Here is a 17,741-nt window from a genome sequence, read left to right as displayed (position 1 = left end):
TGGGCCCAGCCGGACCCCCACTTGACCACCGCCACCCTGCCCCCCCCCCAAACACCTTCCGGGTCCGTGTGGCGGGGGCCCCCCCGCGCGGCCCCCCCCGTTCGCACTGTCCATACAAAACGCACGAGGCGACGCTGCTTTGGAGCGTAGGCCGCTGCCTTGTCGTGCCCTGAGTTCAGGCTTTCGACAAGCAGCCGCCGGGGAATACCAATGCCGGACGCGACATCAAAAAAGCGACCCGCCAAATTCAAGGCAGAGGCTGAGCGGCCGGCCGTCGTTCGGCGTGCCGATGCCGCGCACTTTCCCGGCTCGAGCGTGCATGCCTCGCTCGCCAACGAAATCGGGCTGAGGATCGTGCGCGGCGATTATCCGCCGGGAACCATCCTGCCCAACGAAGCCAAATGGTCGGAGACCTTCGACGTCAGCCGCTCGGCGGTGCGCGAAGCCATAAAAATGCTGATGGCCAAGAGCCTGCTTGCCTCGCGCCCGAAAATCGGCAGCTGGGTCGAGCCGAAGGAGCGCTGGAACCTGCTCGATCGCGACGTGCTGGCCTGGTATGCGACCTCGCCGGACCGCGAGGTGTTCCTCAGGACCGTGCAGGAGTTCCGCCACATCATCGAGCCGGAGGCCAGCGCCTTTGCCGCGATGCGGCGCACCGACGAGCAGATGGCCGAGATCAGTCAGGCCTGCCGCGAGATGGGCGAGGCAACCAATCTGCAGGAGCGCACGCGCGCCGACACGCGGTTTCACCTCGCCATCCTGCGCGCCTCGGGCAACGATCTGCTGGTGCCGCTCGGCGTGCTGATCGAATCGGCGCTCGACCATTTGTTCCAGTTCGTCACCCGCGAGACCAGCGATCAGCGGCGGGCGCAGGCACTGCACGAGGCGATCGAGAAGAACATCCGCCTGCAGCGGCCCGCCGCAGCCCGCGCCGCGGTGCACAGGCTTCTTGCCAACACCGACGATGTCATCGGCCGGTCGCGGCGGTGATTTATGCGCCAGGGCTGGCGTTGCTCCGAACGATTGCAAAACTCGCCTTCCTTCGCGCCCCTCTCTGTCCTGCCGGACATCTCCCCCACGAGGGGGGAGATTGGATGCCACTTCGGCTTTCGCTGATCATCAACGCTAGGCAATGAGGGCGGCGACCTCGGGTGGGAAAGGAATTCGGACTTTTTGCCGTCGCAGCTATTTTGTTCTTGCTTTGTGCCGGCAGCTATGCTACTAATTTCGGTATGGTGCTAATTGGCTCCAACGACCCGCCTCCCGAGGCGGGTTTTTTGTTTCTGGCGTTGCGCGTGCTGCCGATACCAACGTCGGATGGAACCCATTCTGCCCTGCCGGACATCGCCCCAACAAGGCGGGGCAATCGCATAGGGAGTTCCCCTCATCCGGCCGCGGAGCCTGTCCTCGGGCTTGCCGGAGGCAAGACCCGTGGGCGGCCACCTTCTTCCCGCTGGGGAGAAGAGGCTGACGCCGGCGCTGGCGACCTCCTCTCCCCTCGGGGAGAGGTCGGATTGCCCCGAATTGCCCTTTGCAATTCGGTTGGCAATCCGGGTGAGGGGGCACCTGCCTACATGCGATTGCACTGCCTCAGGGGAGGTCGGCAGCTTCGCCAGTGGCGCTTACGCCTCGGAATGAAGTGAGCTTGCGTGGCAGAGAGCTGATCGGCCGCCTCAGATCGTCTGCTTCTTGCCATCCCTGGTCGGCATCAGGTCGACGCCGTTGACCTTGCCGATATGCGTCGCCAGCATCGGCACATACTGGTCGGCGGGGCCGGCCGCGAAGGCGCCGGCGAAGGCGTTCTTGGTGGCGTTGCCGAGCGGGTTGGCGATGCCGGCGGCACCCGCCATCGATTCGAGATAGGTGAGGTCCTTGAAGGCATTGGCGATGGTGAATTTGTGCGCGTCGCGGTCGCCTTCCAGCGTCCAGCGCATGAAGGTCTGGTAGAAGCCGCAATCCATGCGGCCGTTGCGGATGACGCTGTCGAAGCGCGGCGGCGAGATGCCGACCTTCTGCGCCAGCGCCAGCGCCTCGGAATAGATCGCGGCGTAGCCGAGCGAGATGAAATTGTTGAGCAGCTTCATGCGATGGCCGTCACCGGTGTCGCCGATATGGACGATACGCCCGGCCCAGGTTTCGAGCACCGGCTTCAGCCGGGCAAAGACCGCATCGGGCGCGCCGACCATGGCATCGAGCGTGCCTTCCCAAGCCTCTTTCGGGGTGCGGCTGAGCGGGGCATCGACATAGGCGACGCCGAGCGCCTTGAGTTCGGCGGCCAGCGCCACCGTCGAAACGGGATCAGAGGTCGAGCAATCGACGACAACCGATCCCGGCTTCAGGCCTTCCTTGAGACCGCCTGGGCCGCGAATGATGGCTTCGACCTCGCGCGAGCCGGTGACGCAGATGAAGACGATATCGGATGCCGCCGCGACGTCGCGCGAGGTCGCCGCTTCCCTGGCACCGCGGCCGAGCAGGTCTTCCGCAGGCGTGCGGTTCTTGCGGCCGAGAAACGTCAGCGGATAGCCCTTATCGACGATGTTCTTCGCGATCCCGTGCCCCATCAGGCCAAGCCCGATGAAGCCGATCTTTTCGCTCGCGGCAGTCGTGTTCATGTCGTTTCGTCCTATTTTGCAATGATGGATGACGGCGCTGCACCTTGCCGGCGAATTGTTGAAGCGGGTTTTTGCCGCACGCCATGGCAGGCGATTGCAGAGTTCGATATTGTCTGACAATACACATGAATCTTAGGGAGAGCAAAATGACGAAGCGGATCATGTTCACCGGCGGCAGCGGCAAGGCCGGGCGCCACGTCGTGCAGTATCTGGTCGAGCAGGGCTGCCAGGTGCTCAACATCGACACCAAGCCGCTCGACAATCCCAAGGTGCGCACGCTGATCACCGACATCACCGACAGCGGGCAGGTGTTCAATGCGCTGTCGAGCTATATCGGCCTGCACGAATTCGACCCGTCGCTGCGTACGCAGCCGGTCGATGCCGTGGTGCATTTCGCGGCGATCCCGCGCATCATGATCACGCCCGACAATGAGGTGTTCCGCATCAACGCGCTCGGCACCTACAACGTCATCGAGGCCGCGGTGAAACTCGGCATCCGCAAGGTGGTGATCGCCTCCAGCGAAACGACCTACGGGCTGGTATTCGCCAACGAGCCGCGCAACCCGACGCATTTTCCGCTCGACGAGGAGTACGACGTCGACCCGATGGACAGCTACGCGCTGTCCAAGGTCGTCAACGAGAAGACCGCGCGCGCCTTTGCCCTGCGCAGCGGCTTCGACATTTATGCCTTGCGCATCGGCAACGTCATCGAGCCGCATGAATATTCGCTGTTTCCGAAATGGTTCGCCGATCCAGGTTTCCGCAAGCGCATCGCCTGGAGCTATATCGACGCGCGCGACCTCGGCCAGATCACGCTGCACGCCATCGAGAAGGACGGGCTCGGCTATCAGGTGTTCAACGCCGCCAACGACGACACCTCGTCCGACCTGCCGACAGCCGAACTCCTGAAGCGGTTTTACCCCGATGTGCCGGTCAAGGGCGACCTTGGCGACTACGAGACGCTGCTCTCCAACCGCAAGGCACGCGACATGCTCGGCTTCCGGCCGGAGCACAGCTGGCGGAAATACGTCAAGACGAGCTGACGGGCGCAGCTGACGCGATGGCGGCACTGGGCCAGCCCCGACGCGCAACGTTGAGAAGGGCTCTGTCGTCTCGACCGACGAACTCATGTCCTATGGGTTATAGAGGGTGACGGGTACAAGCTCGGCACCGTGAGGCACTGCAAAAACATTTGGTCGACGTTCTACAACGCCACCGGCGAATTCCTTTCGACCAATTATGTTGAGATTTTTTGGAGCCTGTTCAAGAACTCGGTTCGCTCGACCACATTCACGCGCCGGCCAAATACATGGATCGCTACCTTGCCGAATTCACTTTCCGGTCGAACTATCGCCTGATGCAGAACGCGATGTTGATCTGATCCTGTCTTGTGTTTGATGACTTTGGGATAAGAACGGCTTTATCCACAGGGCCAACGCCTTTGGCTTCCGTTGCTTGATGAAATCTTCCAATCGATTTGCTTGCAGGGCCTGACTCAAGCTCGAATCTGACATAGGCTATCTCCTGGCTGGTAATAACACATTTCCCCATTCGAGAGGAACGGTGCGGCCAGCGGGGGAAATTGTTGACTTTAAATGCAACTAACTCTATTTTGTATCGGGCGGTCGAAACCCGTCGGCTCGTCGCGCGGCCTGCGCTTAACCAGAAGGTGGAGGCCAAGCGGTTTCTGTATGTGACGCCAAATGTTTATAGAGGATTAGCTGGGAAGGATCCCGACTTAAGCCATTTGCCGATGGCGAAAATGGAAGAACTGATCGCGATTTTTTGTTTCGGTTGGTTCGTGACGGCAAGCCTCAAAGGAGACCCAGACGATCGGGGGCCAGACATCGAACGGCTGCATTCTGTTGACGAGGTCTGGGTAATTTGTGCGCGAAAGCCCAGGCATGTCCAAGTGCGTCTATTCGGTAGGTTCCTCGACGCCGGTGTATTCATAGGTTTAGGACTGCATTGCCGACACTGGCTAGGAATCAAAAAGAACTATAGCGAAACCGCCGCTGGAATCCCCGATCTTTGGGGCAACACCATGGGTAATGCGCAACCTTTTCGTGCAGCAACAGCGTTAGAGTACGTGAAGGGAATATGTCGAGATGTGGATGAAAAAATCTAATAAGGTTTCCGACCAAGCGTTCGTTCAAGAGTTCGAACGTGGGATGCTTCGTTCGGCTTTTGTGAGTGCCTTTTGGGCGGTCATCCAAGCCAGGAAAGCGGAAACAGGGCTCACCCTCAGTCAGCTTGCTGATCGCCTCGGAATTAACAAGTCTGCGGTCTCTCGCTGGTTTTCAGGAACAAAGCCGAACTGGGAAATAGACACTATCTCGGACCTCGCGATTGCCCTTGAGGTAGACGTAGAGGTTGTGGTCGTAGACAGAAAAATGAACCGTCGGTTTGGGCCCGCGGGCGAGATACAGCCGCTCACGCTCGGAGCGGGGACCACACCAAGTTCCGGGCAGCATCCCATCCTGCCGGGAACCGATACCGTCAGTGCGGTCTCAATACGCCTTGAGGCAGCATGATTTTGAACCCCCATGCTAGCGTCGTGTTTTGCGATGACCTTCGACAGGAGGCCAACGGGAAGCAACTGCACATAGGGGTCTATAATGATGCCGTTTTATTCGACGGACCTTTGCCGTGGGCGTTGCCCACTGGGCTATGGTGTCTGATTAAATACCTTGAGCCGTATCCAGAAACTTTGCCTACCCTCGCGATAAAAGTTCGTCTTGAATCCAAGGCCGGTGGGGTAGTTGATTTGATAGAAGCTCCAGTGCCGAAGACCGACATCATCCCCCAGAGAGGACCCCTCGAATTTGAGAAGGATGCAGTCAAATTATTGGCTCTTAGCATGAACATTCAACTGTCAACCTTGGTCTTCCAGGAGCCTGCAAAACTCGTGGTCGTAGTCGTTCGCGACGGGGAGGAAATCTCAGCTGGCCGATTGCGCATCTCGCAGTTGAGCAGGGATGGAACCGGCAACCCCATCCCCACTGCTCTTTAGGCCCAAAGGGGTTAAGGCTCCCCGATGATCCCCGCTTCACTTGTTTGAAGGGGACAATACTTTTAATCAATAAGTCCTGAGCCTAGCACTCACTCGTTTTCCCGCCGCGCGGCAATTGAGCTACTTGTCCTTCCAGAATTCGGCCTGGAGTTGCGCCGCTTCATCGGCAAGCAGCGGGCCGACGACTTCAGTCGGACGCTGCCCGGCTTCGAAGACGATCCTGCAGGGCAGGTCGAGCGTGGGATTCTCGACATGTGCGCCCGTCAGCCGCTTGAGGTCGTGTTCGCTCTGCCCAAAGACGACCCGTCCGATGCCCGCCCAATAGATTGTGCCGGAGCACATCGCGCAAGGTTCGGCCGAAGTGTAGAGGGTGCAAGAGGCCAGCTTTTCGAGACTGACATTCATCGCCGCCCACGAGGCCAGCAGCCTTTCGGCATGAGCGGTGCGGTCGCCCCCGTGGGCTTTGTAAGCGTTGGGCTGCTCGCGCAACACATTGCCGTCTTTGTCAGCGAGCAGCGAACCAAAGGGATGTTCGCCAGCATCGCGGGCCTTGCGCGCGACTTCGAACGCCTGACGGAGCAGGCGCTCATCATAGGGGCGTTGTGGCATCGGCGGATCTCCGGCAGCGCCGCTAGATCATAGTGCGGAACAATCCGCCGACTCAAGTCGGTAAGCGCGTCGCGTTCGACGGGCCTCGTACGACGCGCTTCAGGTGCCTGTTGTATGCATGTCGTTATCGCAAAACCGCTGCACACTTTGCGCGACATGCATTAGGCTCAAGCCTCGTTCCGACTAGGGCGTTGAGCCAGCCAGATGCTGCCGATGACGAAAACGACGCCGGCGATTTGAGGCAAGGTCAGTGTCTGACCCAGGAATACCCATCCAAGCAGCACGGCGGTCACCGGGCTGAGGAAAAGCAGCGATGACACCACTGCGGATTCCAGTCGCGCAATGCCCCGGAACCAGAGGACATAAGTCAGCGCCGCACCGATCAGCCCGAGCCACACCAGTCCAAGCAGGTTGGCCGCGGTCGGGAACGGGATGGGTGGTTCGAAAAGCAGGACCACCGGAACGAGAAGGAGACCGCCGGCGGTCAGTTGCCATGCCGTAAAGGCGAGCAGCGATGCTGGCGGCTGCCACTTGCGGCTCAACACGCTTCCGAAGGCCATTGAGGCCGCCCCGGCGAGGCCGGCGGCAACGCCGACCGCATCGAGCGTCGCGTTCGGGGTCAGCACCAGCAATGCAACACCGGCGATCCCGACAAGGGCGGCGACAATCGCCAACCGGCGGACAGGGCTGGCAAGCAGGGCAGCAGCGAGGAAAATCACAATCAATGGCTGGACCGACAGCACGGTCGCCGCGACCCCGCCCGGAAGCCGGTAGGCGGCGACAAACAACATGCTCAGGAAGATCGAGATGTTGAGGGCTCCGAGGACGAAACTGCGCAGCCACCAGATGCCCGTTGGCAGTTGCCGAACGATCGCCAGCAGCAGCAATCCTGCGGGCAAGGCACGCAGCATTGCGATCGTCATCGGCGAAAAGTTGGGCAGGAACTGGGTGGTGACGATATAGGTGCTGCCCCATATCGCGGGTGCAATGGCCGTAAGCAACAGATCGGAACGGTGCGTTTTCATAAGATTTCCAGTACTTCGGCAAGAGGGCGGCGCGGCTTTTGCGGCCAGTTGCCGGGCGCGGCGCGGCCGACCGCGATGAGCATCACCGGCACTTCATTGCGCCCAAGGCCAAACTCGCGGGCCACGCCTTCGGCGTCGAAGCCGGCCATCGGACCGGAGCCGAGGCCCAGCGCTTCGGCCGCGAAAATCAGCGTTGCGGCGCCAAGCGTTGCCGAGCGCACCGCTTCGTCGCGGGCCGCTAGAGGATCGGCATATTGTGCGCGGGCGCCTTCCTGCCAGCCCGAAGCCATATCCACCGGCATGAAGCCGGCTTCCACGAAAGGACGCAGCCTTGCATTGAGGGCAGCGTGGTCGGGGAGTACGCCGCAGATGATGAAGGTGACCGCTGCTTCCTGCACCTTGACCTGGCCGTGGGCCAGGCTGCGCAACCGCGCCTTTGCTTCCGGCGTCCGCACGGCGATGAAACGCCAATTCTGAAGGTTGTAGGCGCTTGGCGCGCGCGTTGCGAGGCGTGCCAGTTCCTCGACCTCGGCATCCGTCAATGCATGCGAGGCATCGAACCGATTGGCCGACATGCGTCGCTCGATAAGGGAGATTGCGGGGTTGGTCATCATGTCATTCCGAAATTGAGCAAGCCGTTCGGATAGCAGATAGAGAATTTACCAATGAGCGATAATATGCGATAATTGAAAGACATTATTTACTAGAAGAGAATGGTGAGATGGATCGCCTGACTGCGCTGCAGGTTTTCCGCCAGGTGGCGGAACTGAACAGTTTTGCCGAAGCCGGACGGCGGCTCTGTCTCTCGCCTCCCGCGATCAGCAAGAATATCGCCGAGCTGGAGGCGGATCTGGGGGTGCGGCTCATCAACCGGACAACGCGGCGCATGGCGCTGACTGAAGAGGGCAGGATCTACCTGGAGCATGTCACGCAGGGGCTCGATGCGCTGGCCAGGGCCGACCAGGTGCTCGGCCCGATCAAGACGGCGCCGAGCGGCACGTTGCGGGTCAGCGCGCCGATGACTGTCACGTTGACGCGGCTTTCGGCTGCCATGCCCGCGTTTCTATCGCGCTATCCCGATTTGAAGCTCGATCTGCACCTTGACGACAGGCGCGTCGATATCGTGCGGGAGGGATTTGACCTTGCCATTCGCGGCAGCGACAATCTCGAGGATTCCAGCCTGGTCGCCCGAAAGCTTGCGATCATGCCGCATGTGATTTGCGCAGCTCCGTCCTATTTCGAGAAGCATGGCCGGCCCAAAACGCCCGCCGATTTGAAGGCGGCCAATTGCATCCGGTTCAGCCTCTCGGGGCATGCGGACATATGGGAGTTCCGCAAGGACGGCCGAGCCGAGCGGATCGCCATCGACGGACGATATTCGGTCTCGTCAAGCCTTGCCGTGCGCGATGCGCTGCGCGCCGGCTTCGGCGTCAGCCTGATCCCTTATCTCTATGTCGAAAGCGACCTGAAAGCAGGCCGGCTGCAATCGGCTCTGGATGACTGGGACAAGGTCGAAACCACGCTCTACGCGGTCTATCCGGCACGCCAGCATCTCGCCCCGAAAATCCGCGTCTTCCTTGATTTCCTGATCGAGGAATTCAGTCGGGACAAGGAGAAGCCGTTCGTGCCTCCCCGGCGTGAAGGCTCGGCAAAGCGCGGTGTCGGCGAGGCGACGGATGCGGAAAATCAAGCTGAGATATTGCCGGCGATTTCATCTCCTTGACACGCCTCCAAATCCGGACTTTGTGGAGCCATGCAGGACGCGAAGCCGAATAAGGGAAAGACAGCGGCCGAGGCGTTCGCCGAACGCACGAGCGGTATCCGCCGGGCCGATGCGGCGCGCATGCCGGGCTCGAGCGTGCATGCGTCGCTCGCCAACGAAATCGGGCTGAGGATCGTGCGCGGCGATTATCCGCCGGGAACCATCCTGCCCAACGAAGCCAAATGGTCCGAGACCTTCGACGTCAGCCGCTCGGCGGTGCGCGAAGCCATAAAAATGCTGATGGCGAAGAGCTTGCTGTCGTCACGTCCCAAAATCGGCAGCTGGGTCGAGCCGAAGGAACGCTGGAACCTGCTCGATCGCGACGTGCTGGCCTGGTATGCGACCTCGCCGGACCGCGAGGTGTTCCTCCGGACGGTGCAGGAGTTCCGCCACATCATCGAGCCGGAGGCCAGCGCTTTTGCCGCCATGCGGCGCACCGACGAGCAGATGGCCGAGATCAGCCAGGCCTGCCGCGAGATGGGCGAGGCGACCAACCTGCAGGAGCGCACGCGCGCCGACACGCGTTTTCATCTCGCCATCCTGCGCGCCTCGGGCAACGACCTGCTGGTGCCGCTCGGCGTGCTGATCGAATCAGCATTCGATCATCTATTTGCTTATACCACGCGGGAACTCGACGATTTGCAGCATGCGCAGAGGCTGCATGAGGCAATCGAGAAGAGCATCCGTCTGCAGCGGCCGGACGCGGCGCGCAATGCGGTGCGCAAGCTGCTGGCCAATACCGACAGCGTCATCAAGTCCAGATAGCGCCGTTCGGCTACAGGTGGAGTGCTCAGTCGAAGGGTGCGGTCGCGAGATGCCGCCGGGTCAGCCCGATCAGCAGCGCCTGGTCGCGGGCGGCGTGTTCGGCTGGGTTGACGACCGCATCGCCATTGACGATCGCTGCCCAGAAGCCACGCATCTCTTCGACGAAGGCTTCGGCGTAACCGGCACGCAAATCTTTCTTCGACAGCGTGTGACCGTCCGAGGTCGTCACCGTCAGCCGGGTCGGATGATGGTTGAGCCAGGGCGAGGGGAATTCGAGCTCGAGGCTGGCATCGTCGAAGAACAGCGTGATCCGCTCCTTGTAGTCGGCGAGCTTGGGCACGGTGAGGTGGGTCATGGTCCACAGCGCCTGCCCATCCAGCAGCTTGACGGCGCCCTGGCCGCCGTCGCCATTGGCAAAGATCTGCGCGCCGACGACCTCGCCGTCCGGCACGCCGAGCGCGTCGAGCAGGCCGTGGACGGCATTGACGTCGTGAATCAAGGCCGAGCTGTAAGCACCGGTAAATCCACGGAAAGCGAGGTCGGTCCCGGGAACACCGATGGCGTCTTCGACCTGGCGCTTCTGCTTGGCCGCGACAGCGGCGATCATGTCTTTTGGGATATCGGTACCGCGCCTGTAGGGCTGATGGGCGATGAACGGCCAGGCGTCGGGATCGTTCACTTCCACCGAGACCGCGCGCAGCGTGCTTGATGTTCCAGGCAGCGAAGCGAGCGCCAGCCGGTAGCTCGGATCGAAGCGCTTCATATAGCCGACTTGCATGATTTTCCTGGCGGCATCGCGCGCGGCGACGATCTCGGCGATTTCCGCCAGCGAATAGCAGAGCGGCTTTTCGCAAAAGACATGCAGGCCCCGCGCCAGCGTCGCCAGCACCTGTTCGTGATGTAGCGGGTCCGGCGAGCCGATCACCACCGCGTCGAGGCGTTGGTCGAAGAGCTGGTCGATCGTTTCGAAATTGGCAATGCCATGGGTGTCGGTGACGAACTGCCGCGAAATCCTGGAGGGATCGGCGACGCCGACCAGCTCGAACAATTCACCGAGGCGCAGCAGATTGGGGATATGCTCGACCTGCGAGATCATGCCGGCGCCGACGACCCCGACGCGTATCCTGCTCATTGGATCATTCCCCGCAATGTCCGATTGTCAGCTCAAGGCGCCGCAGGCGGCCGGTTGCCGATCTGGGCGAGCAGGCCGGCAATCTCCGCCTCGACCGCCTTCAGATCCTCGCCGCCCGACATGATCGAGATGACCTCGTCGCGTGAGATCTCGGACTTGGCGTAGGTGCCGCGATTGCGGCCGCGGTTGAGCAGCGTGAAGGTGTCGCCGACCGGATAGGCATGGTGGATGTTGTGGCTGATGAAGATGACGGCCAGGCCCCGCATGCGCGCTTCGATGATGAATTTCAGCACCATCGCCGCCTGGTGGACGCCGAGTGCCGAGGTCGGCTCGTCGAGGATCAGCACGCGCGCGCCAAAATGCACGGCGCGGGCGATCGCCACCGACTGGCGCTCGCCGCCCGACAGCGTGCCGACGGCCTGCGTCGGATCGCGCACGTCGATGCCGATATCGGCCATCGCCTGCCTGGCGATGGTGTTGGCGCGCTCTTTGTCGATGCGCGAGAAGGGCAGGCTGCTTTTGGTCGGCTCGCGGCCGAGGAAGAAGTTACGGGTGATCGACATCAGCGAGATCATGCCGAGGTCCTGGAACACCGTTGCCACGCCGAGCTCCTGCGCGTCGCGCGGGCTGCGGAAGGTGACCGGCTTGCCGTCGACCAGGATTTCGCCCTTGCTCGGCCGATAGACGCCGGACAAAACCTTGATCAGCGTCGACTTGCCGGCGCCGTTATCGCCGAGCAGGCAGTGGACCTCGCCCGGATAGACCTTGATGTCGATGTCCTGGAGGGCGCGCACCGAGCCGAAATTGACGCTGACGCCGCGCAGTTCCATTGCCGGTTCGGTCATTTGGGCCGGTTCGGTCATTTGCCACCTCCGCGGCCGAGCGCCTTCAGCCTGATGTAGTTGTTGACCAGCACGGCCATCAGGATGACGATGCCGAGGAAGACCTTGAACCAGTCGGTGTCGATGCCGGTGTAGAAGATACCCATCTGCACCAGCCCGAAGATCAGCGCGCCGAACAGCACGCCATAGACGGTGCCGTAACCGCCTGTGAGCAGCACGCCGCCGATGACGGCGGCGATGATCGCCTCGAATTCCTTGAGCAGGCCGCGCGTGGTGTCGGCGGAGCCCGCCTCCATCACCTGGATGGTGGCAAGCAGTGTCGCCGCGCAAGCGGTGTAGACGAACAGGCTGATCTTTACGCGATCGACCGGCACGCCGACGTTGCGGGCTGCGATCAGGTCGCCGCCGGTGGCGAAGATCCAGTTGCCGTATTTCGTCTGGGTGAGCACGTAGCCGGCCAGCGCCGTCAGGCCGAGCCACCAGACGATCGACATCGGAATGCCGGCGACGAAGGGAATGCCGTCGCTGCGGGTGGCGATCCAGCCTTGCGCGCCCATCCAGCGGAACAGGCTGGTGAGCAGATGGCCGTTGAAAATGCCGGCCGTCGCCGGGTCCGGTGCGCCTTCGAGTATGTAGGGGATCTGGGTGCGGCCGGTGGCGGCGCGGGTGATGCCGATCGACAGTCCGCGCAGGATATAGAGCGTGGCGAGCGTGACGATGAAGGAGGGCAGGCGCGTCTTCACCACGATCAGGCCGTTGAGATAGCCGGTGAGGATGGCAACGGCGAAGGCACAGGCGATGCCACCCCATAGCGGCAGGCCCCAGTACTTCACCGTCAGCCCGATGACGACACCGGCAAAGCCGACCATGGAGCCGACCGAAAGATCGAACTCGCCGGCGATGATGAGGAGTGCTGCCGCGGTGGCGACGATGCCGAGCTCCGCCGACAGCGTCAGGAATGTCATCGATCCCTGCAGCGAATAGAGGTTTGCCGCGCCCGGCAGCAGCGCAAAGATGATGATCGTCGCAAGCAGCCCACCGGCGGCACCGGCTTCCGGCCGGCGCAGCCACTGGGTCAGCTTGCCGGTGCTGGCCAGCCGCTCGTCGGCGCCGGCGGCCCGCTTCGACGTCATGCCGAAGCGGTCGGTCGCCTTCAGTTCGCCCGGAGGTATCGCCTTGTCTTCCACGACCGCCATTAGGCTCTCCAATCGCTCAATTCGCAATCTTCGAACGGATCGGGAGAGCGCTTGGCGCATTCTCCCGTTCCGTCGGAGCGCTTGCCTAGCGGATGCCCTCTTTGGCGAGCGCCAGGATCGCCTTGGCTTTTTCCGGTGAGTCTATGAACAGCGGTCCGGTATAGGCGTTGTTCTGCGGCCAGAAGCCGTGCGTTGCCTGCTCGACCAGATAGATCACCGGCAGATAGCCCATCAGATATTGCTGGGCGTCCATGCCGAAGCCCATTTCGCCGGCGACGACAGAGTCGAGAACCTCCGGGCTGATGTCGAATGTGTAGAGCTTGAGCTTGCCGAACAGTTCCTTGTCGCGGAACATCGGGATCAGCGGGTTGGCGGCGGTGGCGCCGAGCGCAAAGACGGCCTGCGTGTCGGGATGCGCCGACAGATAGGCTTCCGTGCGGCGCTGGATGTCTGCGGGATCGGGCGCCACGGCCAGAACCTCGGTGCCGCCGCCGGAGGGCTTCAGCCCGTCATTGAGGCCCTGGCAGCGCTGGTCGAGGCTGACATTGCCGACCTCGTGGTTGATGCAGACGACCTTGAGCGTGCCTTCCTTGGCCAGCCGCTCGCCGGCCTTCTTGCCGGAATCATATTCGGAAACGGTGCCGACATAGAGCGTAGTGCCGAGCTCGGCGCCTTCCTTTTCGCCGGAATCCAGAACCACCATGGGAATATTGGCGGCAAGCCCGGATTTGACCGATTTGCCGAGCGCATTGGCGTCGGCGATGGAGACGGCGATACCGTCCGGCTTGGTGGCGATGGCGGCGTCGAGAAGCCGGGCCTGCTCGACCACGTCGAAGACCTGCGGCGCGTAATATTCGACCTTGGCGCCGGTAAGGGCGGCCGCGTCATCGACGCCGCGCTTGACCACCGACCAATAGGGATCGGACGCCGACCCATGCACCACGAAGGTGATGCGCACGTCCTTCGGATCCTTGAGCCCCGCGGCATGCGCAATGCCTGTCATCAGGCCCGCCGAGACGAAGGCGCCCAATGCCACTTTCAGAAGAGTTTTCATCTTATTCTCCCATTTGTCGTTGCAGTTCCAATCCCTCTGGCGCCGTTTTCCGGCCGCGACGATCGGCTCACGTCGCGGATCGGGTGGCCGCTTTGCGGGCCTTTGCCGACGCCAATCGCTGTTCGCCCGCGGTGTTGCCGCGGGCTGTCGTTGATAATCGCCCGGCCGAGAGTGCGGCGCGAAGCTCCTCGCGCAACGGCTTCATGCCGATGACGTCGATCGGCTGTGCGGCGAGCCAGTCGCGAAAGCCCTGGTCGCGGAACAGCTCGTACTCTTCGGTGCGGATATAGGCGGAGCGCGGCTCGATCAGCTCGAGTTCACCGGGCGCGTTGCAATGCAGGCAAAAGAAGGTCAGGCCCTCGCGCACACCCTCGATGAGCGCTTTGTAAGCCGGCTCGATCGGCCTGGAACGCGGCCGGCCCCAGGTCGTCTGGATGGCGGCGTCGAAAATGGCAAAGCCGCCGGCACGGGCCAGCGCCACGCCGCGCTGGAACGCCTCCTCGGTGACGCCGACCAGATTGTCGTTGGGGGAATAGGCGGACAGGGTCTTGGTCAACAGCACGGGCAGCTGATATTCGAGCCCGAGCTTGATGTAGATGTCGCAAAATTCCGGCGACAATGCCGCGCCCATATGCGCGTCGAGATGGGTGACGTCGATGCCGGCGCGATAGGCGGTGTCGATCTGGGCGCGAAGCTCGGCCTCGACCGCCTGCGGCACCGCCTTGCGGCGCGTGGTCGCCACGTCGGGCCAGAAGAAGCCGAACTCGTCGGTCAGGCCGGCCGCCCGCGACGGCGCGGTCAACGGCCGCCATTTGTAATGCTGCTTCTCGCTGTTCAGCGTCAGGTGAACGCCAAGGTCAAGGGCAGGTTTGGCGACGGCGCTCTCGGCCATTTCGAGGAACCACGGGCATGGCACCATCACCGCGCCGGAACTGCAGACACCCAGCCCGCTCAATTCGAGGAAGGCGCTGTTGGCGCCGTGGCACATGCCGACATCGTCCTCGTGGAGCACGATCCGTTTGCTGGAGCCGGCGGCGTTCACGACCGGCCGCCTTCCCGCCGGCGCGCCGGTTTCGAGGGTCTTCCAAAGTGTGTCCCGTATTTCATGGAACCAACCGTTTGCCCAACTGGCCGGAATGGAACGCCGAAAGTTGGGTTTCCGACAGGGCCACTTTGGCGAATTCGGATGGGTACGATTTGCCTGCCGGCTGAGACACTTAGCTACCGATTTCCCCAATCACGGTTCAAAACCAGTCATAGGAACCGTCTTCCGGGCGCAGATGGCTTGGTCGAATAGCGGCGGAGTGGTTCTTTCAAACTGTGCCGACAAGCCTACAGCTGTCCACACCATCAAGCGACCACATTATCAAGAGCCTTGGAGGCCTGTCATGTACACCGCCGGCGAAGAGGAAATCGAAGCCATTGCCAGGGTGATCCGCTCGGGCGCGCTGTTTCGTTACGGCAAGGACAGCGAATGCGACCGCTTCGAGGCCCGCTATGCGCAGCATCTTGGCGTCGAGCATTTCGCACTGGCCGCCAGCGGCACCTATGGGCTCGCCGCCGGCCTGATCGGGCTCGGCATCGGCCCGGGGGACGAAGTGCTGGTTCCCGCGCACACCTATATGGCGACAGCGACCGCGGTGCTGTCGGTCGGGGCCATTCCCGTCATCGTCGATATCGACGAGAGCCTGACCATCGATCCCATCGCTTTGCGCGACGCCATCGGGCCGCGCACCAGGGCGATCATCCCGGTGCATATGTGGGGCGCGGCCTGCAACATGAATGCGATCATGGACATTGCTGCCAAGCGCGGCTTGCTGGTGCTGGAGGATGTCTGCCAAGGCATCGGCGGCGGCTATGAGGGCCGCAAGCTCGGCTCGATCGGCCATGCCGGCGCCTATTCCTTCAACTATTTCAAGAACATGACCTCGGGTGAGGGCGGCGGCATCGCCACCAGCGATCCGAAAGTGGCGGAGCGGGCGCGCTGCGCCATCGACCCTTGCCATTTCTATTGGCAGGGCAGAAGCGACAGCATCAAACCCTTCGCCGGCATCGGCGCGCGTGCTTCCGAACTGATGGGGGCGATGCTCAACGTCCAACTCGACCGGCTGGACGGCATCATCGAGGCGATGCGGGCCGAGAAAAAGAAGGTGCTGGCCGGCACCCGCCATCTCGACAATCTTGGGCTGACACCGTCGCCGATGAACAGCGCGGACGACGATTGTGCCGCACAGGTGATGTACCTGCTGCCGAGCGAGCAGGCGGCGCAGACTTTTTCGAAGACCATTCCGAGCGTCGTTGCCGGCAAGACCGGCCGTCACAATTTCACCCAGTGGGACCAGGTGCTGATGCATGAAGGCGCGCATCATCCGGCGCTCAATCCTTACGCACTGCCCGAGAACCAGGGCCTGCGGCTGGATTATCCCGACGACCTCGGCAAGCGCTCGCTCGACATCCTCAACCGTACCGTGATGGTCGCCATGAACCCGGCGCACAGCGATGCCGACATTCAGGACATGATCCACAACATCGACGCGGCGGTGCGGGTGGCGCTGGAGAATGCTTCGCTCGATGATATCGAATTGCGCAAGGCGGCACCGGTTGATCTGCAGAAGTTCGACAGTGTGAACTAGACCAGATCCGGCGCGGTTTGCTACCCTGCGGTCGAGTTCCTTGTCCGGCGGCCGGGCGAGGATTCCGGCCGGCATTACCGGTCGCCAAAAAATCCGCAGGCCCGTGTCGGATAGGCCGGGCTCCGCTCGTCCTAGGGGGCATCGATCACCAACACGGAGGATTAACGATATGCCCGGCACCGTACGGCTGCACCGCGTTCTGACAACAAGCCCGGAGAAAGTCTACCGCGCGTTCCTCGAAGCAGATGCACTTGCGAAATGGCTTCCGCCGAACGGCTTCACCTGCACGGTTCATCACTTCGAGGCGAAAGTCGGCGGTACGTTCAAAATGTCCTTCCGCAACTTCACCACCGGCGACAGCCACTCGTTCGGCGGCGAATATGTCGAGCTCGTCCCCAATGAGCAGCTGCGCTACACCGACCGCTTCGACGACCCCAACCTGGCCGGCGAGATCGAGGTGACCGTGACATTGAAGAAAGTGTCGGTCGGCACCGAAGTGAATATCACGCAGGCAGGTATTCCAGACGCCATCCCGGTTGAGGCCTGCTATCTCGGCTGGCAGGAGTCGCTGCGAAATCTGGCGAAGCTCGTTGAACCCGAGATCAACCAGTAAGATAAAGCGCTGCCCTGGCGGGTTGGCGTCGCTAACCGGAAACCCAGGGATGACGCCGTTCTTCCCACCCAACATGCGCCGGGGCCGGAAAGGCGGGATCGGCGAAGCAGCCGACCGCGACGGCGATCCATTCAGGCTTTCGCTCGGGCTCCCAGAAGACGCTCGAGCCGCAGCCCGGGCAGAAATGGAAAATGACGTGATGGCCGCTCCGAGCCGATCGCCTGTAGGTACTGGCGTCGCCTTCGGCTTCTACCTTGTCGCGCGCAAAGAAGGCGGCGACGCCGTATGTGCTGCCGGTCCGTTTCTGGCAGTCGAGGCAGTGGCACTGTGCGACCAGTTGCGGTTCTCCGTTACAGGAGATACTCAGTTGCCCACAGGCACAGGATGCGGTTCTCATGGCAATCCTCATGGTTCAGATGAATGCGTGCCCGCCGTACCGGCGGTGGGCATGCTTCTGGTTTTCGGGGTGGTTCGGCCTTGGGAAG

General features: G+C 62.2%; 19 protein-coding genes and 1 pseudogene. 10 read left to right on the top strand and 10 right to left on the bottom strand.

Translation table 11 applies throughout. The annotated features are described in order from the left end of the window. The first annotated feature begins 210 nt into the window (after positions 1 to 210). Entirely contained in the window at positions 211 to 990 is a 780-nt protein-coding gene (locus NKI47_RS32370) for a FadR/GntR family transcriptional regulator (protein ID WP_352458921.1), read from the top strand. Between the two features lie 683 nt (positions 991 to 1,673). On the opposite strand, the gene NKI47_RS32365 is transcribed toward NKI47_RS32370, so the two are convergent. Beyond that, positions 1,674 to 2,612: an NAD(P)-dependent oxidoreductase gene (locus NKI47_RS32365; RefSeq protein ID WP_352595406.1), complete on the bottom strand. Its 939-nt coding sequence runs from the start codon at positions 2,610 to 2,612 to the stop codon at positions 1,674 to 1,676. Positions 2,613 to 2,758: 146 nt separating this feature from the next. Between NKI47_RS32365 and NKI47_RS32360 the strand changes: the two genes are divergently transcribed. From NKI47_RS32360 to NKI47_RS32340, 5 genes and pseudogenes are all read left to right on the top strand, one after another. Then, on the top strand, positions 2,759 to 3,655 hold the full coding sequence (locus NKI47_RS32360; protein ID WP_352595404.1) for an NAD-dependent epimerase/dehydratase family protein: 897 nt from the start codon (positions 2,759 to 2,761) through the stop codon (positions 3,653 to 3,655). A 43-nt stretch (positions 3,656 to 3,698) separates the two neighbouring features. Then, positions 3,699 to 3,993 (top strand): annotated as a pseudogene (locus tag NKI47_RS32355) (transposase); the annotation flags it as partial. Positions 3,994 to 4,197: 204 nt separating this feature from the next. Then, entirely contained in the window at positions 4,198 to 4,740 is a 543-nt protein-coding gene (locus NKI47_RS32350; RefSeq protein ID WP_352595401.1) for a hypothetical protein, read from the top strand. Further along, the gene (locus NKI47_RS32345; protein WP_352595398.1) at positions 4,727 to 5,146 is read left to right on the top strand and encodes a helix-turn-helix domain-containing protein; all 420 of its coding nucleotides are present in this window, start codon (positions 4,727 to 4,729) and stop codon (positions 5,144 to 5,146) included. The genes NKI47_RS32350 and NKI47_RS32345 overlap by 14 nt, the downstream gene beginning before the upstream one ends. Then, complete coding sequence (locus tag NKI47_RS32340) at positions 5,143 to 5,625, top strand: hypothetical protein (RefSeq protein WP_352595396.1); 483 nt, start codon at positions 5,143 to 5,145, stop codon at positions 5,623 to 5,625. Before NKI47_RS32345 ends, NKI47_RS32340 begins: the two co-directional genes overlap by 4 nt. 120 nt (positions 5,626 to 5,745) lie before the next feature. Here NKI47_RS32340 and NKI47_RS32335 read toward each other — a convergent pair whose 3' ends face one another. The 3 genes from NKI47_RS32335 to NKI47_RS32325 all read right to left on the bottom strand — a co-directional run bounded on the left by NKI47_RS32335 (position 5,746) and on the right by NKI47_RS32325 (position 7,870). Beyond that, positions 5,746 to 6,234, bottom strand: a complete 489-nt coding sequence (locus NKI47_RS32335) for a nucleoside deaminase (RefSeq protein WP_023675810.1) — start codon at positions 6,232 to 6,234, stop codon at positions 5,746 to 5,748. A 167-nt stretch (positions 6,235 to 6,401) separates the two neighbouring features. After that, entirely contained in the window at positions 6,402 to 7,259 is an 858-nt protein-coding gene (locus NKI47_RS32330; protein WP_352595394.1) for an EamA family transporter, read from the bottom strand. Then, positions 7,256 to 7,870, bottom strand: a complete 615-nt coding sequence (locus tag NKI47_RS32325; RefSeq protein WP_352595392.1) for a nitroreductase family protein — start codon at positions 7,868 to 7,870, stop codon at positions 7,256 to 7,258. The genes NKI47_RS32330 and NKI47_RS32325 overlap by 4 nt, the downstream gene beginning before the upstream one ends. A gap of 110 nt (positions 7,871 to 7,980) precedes the next feature. On the opposite strand from NKI47_RS32325, the gene NKI47_RS32320 reads away from it, so the two are divergent. After that, positions 7,981 to 8,982 (top strand): LysR family transcriptional regulator, encoded by a 1,002-nt coding sequence (locus NKI47_RS32320; RefSeq protein ID WP_352595389.1) that lies wholly within the window; start codon positions 7,981 to 7,983, stop codon positions 8,980 to 8,982. A gap of 30 nt (positions 8,983 to 9,012) precedes the next feature. After that, positions 9,013 to 9,786: a FadR/GntR family transcriptional regulator gene (locus tag NKI47_RS32315; protein WP_352453268.1), complete on the top strand. Its 774-nt coding sequence runs from the start codon at positions 9,013 to 9,015 to the stop codon at positions 9,784 to 9,786. Positions 9,787 to 9,811: 25 nt separating this feature from the next. Here the strand turns inward: NKI47_RS32315 and NKI47_RS32310 are convergent, their stop codons facing one another. The 5 genes from NKI47_RS32310 to NKI47_RS32290 form a co-directional block, all read right to left on the bottom strand. Beyond that, positions 9,812 to 10,918 (bottom strand): Gfo/Idh/MocA family protein, encoded by a 1,107-nt coding sequence (locus tag NKI47_RS32310; protein ID WP_023675814.1) that lies wholly within the window; start codon positions 10,916 to 10,918, stop codon positions 9,812 to 9,814. Positions 10,919 to 10,950: 32 nt separating this feature from the next. Then, complete coding sequence (locus tag NKI47_RS32305) at positions 10,951 to 11,763, bottom strand: ATP-binding cassette domain-containing protein (protein WP_023675815.1); 813 nt, start codon at positions 11,761 to 11,763, stop codon at positions 10,951 to 10,953. A gap of 14 nt (positions 11,764 to 11,777) precedes the next feature. After that, positions 11,778 to 12,893: an ABC transporter permease gene (locus NKI47_RS32300; RefSeq protein ID WP_352595412.1), complete on the bottom strand. Its 1,116-nt coding sequence runs from the start codon at positions 12,891 to 12,893 to the stop codon at positions 11,778 to 11,780. A gap of 148 nt (positions 12,894 to 13,041) precedes the next feature. Next, positions 13,042 to 14,010 carry a rhizopine catabolism ABC transporter substrate-binding protein gene (locus NKI47_RS32295; RefSeq protein ID WP_023675817.1) on the bottom strand — a complete coding sequence of 323 codons (969 nt, stop codon included), beginning with the start codon at positions 14,008 to 14,010 and terminating at the stop codon, positions 13,042 to 13,044. A 67-nt stretch (positions 14,011 to 14,077) separates the two neighbouring features. Beyond that, on the bottom strand, positions 14,078 to 15,052 hold the full coding sequence (locus NKI47_RS32290; RefSeq protein WP_245274661.1) for a polysaccharide deacetylase family protein: 975 nt from the start codon (positions 15,050 to 15,052) through the stop codon (positions 14,078 to 14,080). A gap of 346 nt (positions 15,053 to 15,398) precedes the next feature. On the opposite strand from NKI47_RS32290, the gene NKI47_RS32285 reads away from it, so the two are divergent. Together NKI47_RS32285 and NKI47_RS32280 are read left to right on the top strand one after the other, a co-directional pair. Beyond that, positions 15,399 to 16,643 (top strand): DegT/DnrJ/EryC1/StrS family aminotransferase, encoded by a 1,245-nt coding sequence (locus tag NKI47_RS32285; protein WP_352595386.1) that lies wholly within the window; start codon positions 15,399 to 15,401, stop codon positions 16,641 to 16,643. Positions 16,644 to 16,812: 169 nt separating this feature from the next. Beyond that, on the top strand, positions 16,813 to 17,256 hold the full coding sequence (locus NKI47_RS32280; protein ID WP_023675820.1) for an SRPBCC family protein: 444 nt from the start codon (positions 16,813 to 16,815) through the stop codon (positions 17,254 to 17,256). A gap of 31 nt (positions 17,257 to 17,287) precedes the next feature. Here the strand turns inward: NKI47_RS32280 and NKI47_RS32275 are convergent, their stop codons facing one another. Then, positions 17,288 to 17,653 carry a GFA family protein gene (locus tag NKI47_RS32275; protein WP_352595383.1) on the bottom strand — a complete coding sequence of 122 codons (366 nt, stop codon included), beginning with the start codon at positions 17,651 to 17,653 and terminating at the stop codon, positions 17,288 to 17,290. Between the last annotated feature and the right edge of the window lie 88 nt (positions 17,654 to 17,741).

Origin of the sequence: Mesorhizobium sp. M0633 (genome assembly GCF_040320645.1) — a bacterium.
Lineage (GTDB): Bacteria > Pseudomonadota > Alphaproteobacteria > Rhizobiales > Rhizobiaceae > Mesorhizobium.
Note: the sequence above shows the minus strand (reverse complement) of the source record. Positions and strands in the feature narration are given on the sequence as shown.

Coding starts and splice junctions, on each gene's coding strand:
- NKI47_RS32310 (WP_023675814.1), bottom strand. CDS start 10,918: ATGAGCAGGATACGCGTCGGGGTCGTCGGCGCCGGCATGATCTCGCAG.
- NKI47_RS32330 (WP_352595394.1), bottom strand. CDS start 7,259: ATGAAAACGCACCGTTCCGATCTGTTGCTTACGGCCATTGCACCCGCG.
- NKI47_RS32295 (WP_023675817.1), bottom strand. CDS start 14,010: ATGAAAACTCTTCTGAAAGTGGCATTGGGCGCCTTCGTCTCGGCGGGC.
- NKI47_RS32275 (WP_352595383.1), bottom strand. CDS start 17,653: ATGAGAACCGCATCCTGTGCCTGTGGGCAACTGAGTATCTCCTGTAAC.
- NKI47_RS32315 (WP_352453268.1), top strand. CDS start 9,013: ATGCAGGACGCGAAGCCGAATAAGGGAAAGACAGCGGCCGAGGCGTTC.
- NKI47_RS32320 (WP_352595389.1), top strand. CDS start 7,981: ATGGATCGCCTGACTGCGCTGCAGGTTTTCCGCCAGGTGGCGGAACTG.
- NKI47_RS32300 (WP_352595412.1), bottom strand. CDS start 12,893: ATGACGTCGAAGCGGGCCGCCGGCGCCGACGAGCGGCTGGCCAGCACC.
- NKI47_RS32345 (WP_352595398.1), top strand. CDS start 4,727: ATGAAAAAATCTAATAAGGTTTCCGACCAAGCGTTCGTTCAAGAGTTC.
- NKI47_RS32360 (WP_352595404.1), top strand. CDS start 2,759: ATGACGAAGCGGATCATGTTCACCGGCGGCAGCGGCAAGGCCGGGCGC.
- NKI47_RS32370 (WP_352458921.1), top strand. CDS start 211: ATGCCGGACGCGACATCAAAAAAGCGACCCGCCAAATTCAAGGCAGAG.
- NKI47_RS32365 (WP_352595406.1), bottom strand. CDS start 2,612: ATGAACACGACTGCCGCGAGCGAAAAGATCGGCTTCATCGGGCTTGGC.
- NKI47_RS32340 (WP_352595396.1), top strand. CDS start 5,143: ATGATTTTGAACCCCCATGCTAGCGTCGTGTTTTGCGATGACCTTCGA.
- NKI47_RS32335 (WP_023675810.1), bottom strand. CDS start 6,234: ATGCCACAACGCCCCTATGATGAGCGCCTGCTCCGTCAGGCGTTCGAA.
- NKI47_RS32325 (WP_352595392.1), bottom strand. CDS start 7,870: ATGACCAACCCCGCAATCTCCCTTATCGAGCGACGCATGTCGGCCAAT.
- NKI47_RS32280 (WP_023675820.1), top strand. CDS start 16,813: ATGCCCGGCACCGTACGGCTGCACCGCGTTCTGACAACAAGCCCGGAG.
- NKI47_RS32305 (WP_023675815.1), bottom strand. CDS start 11,763: ATGACCGAACCGGCAATGGAACTGCGCGGCGTCAGCGTCAATTTCGGC.
- NKI47_RS32285 (WP_352595386.1), top strand. CDS start 15,399: ATGTACACCGCCGGCGAAGAGGAAATCGAAGCCATTGCCAGGGTGATC.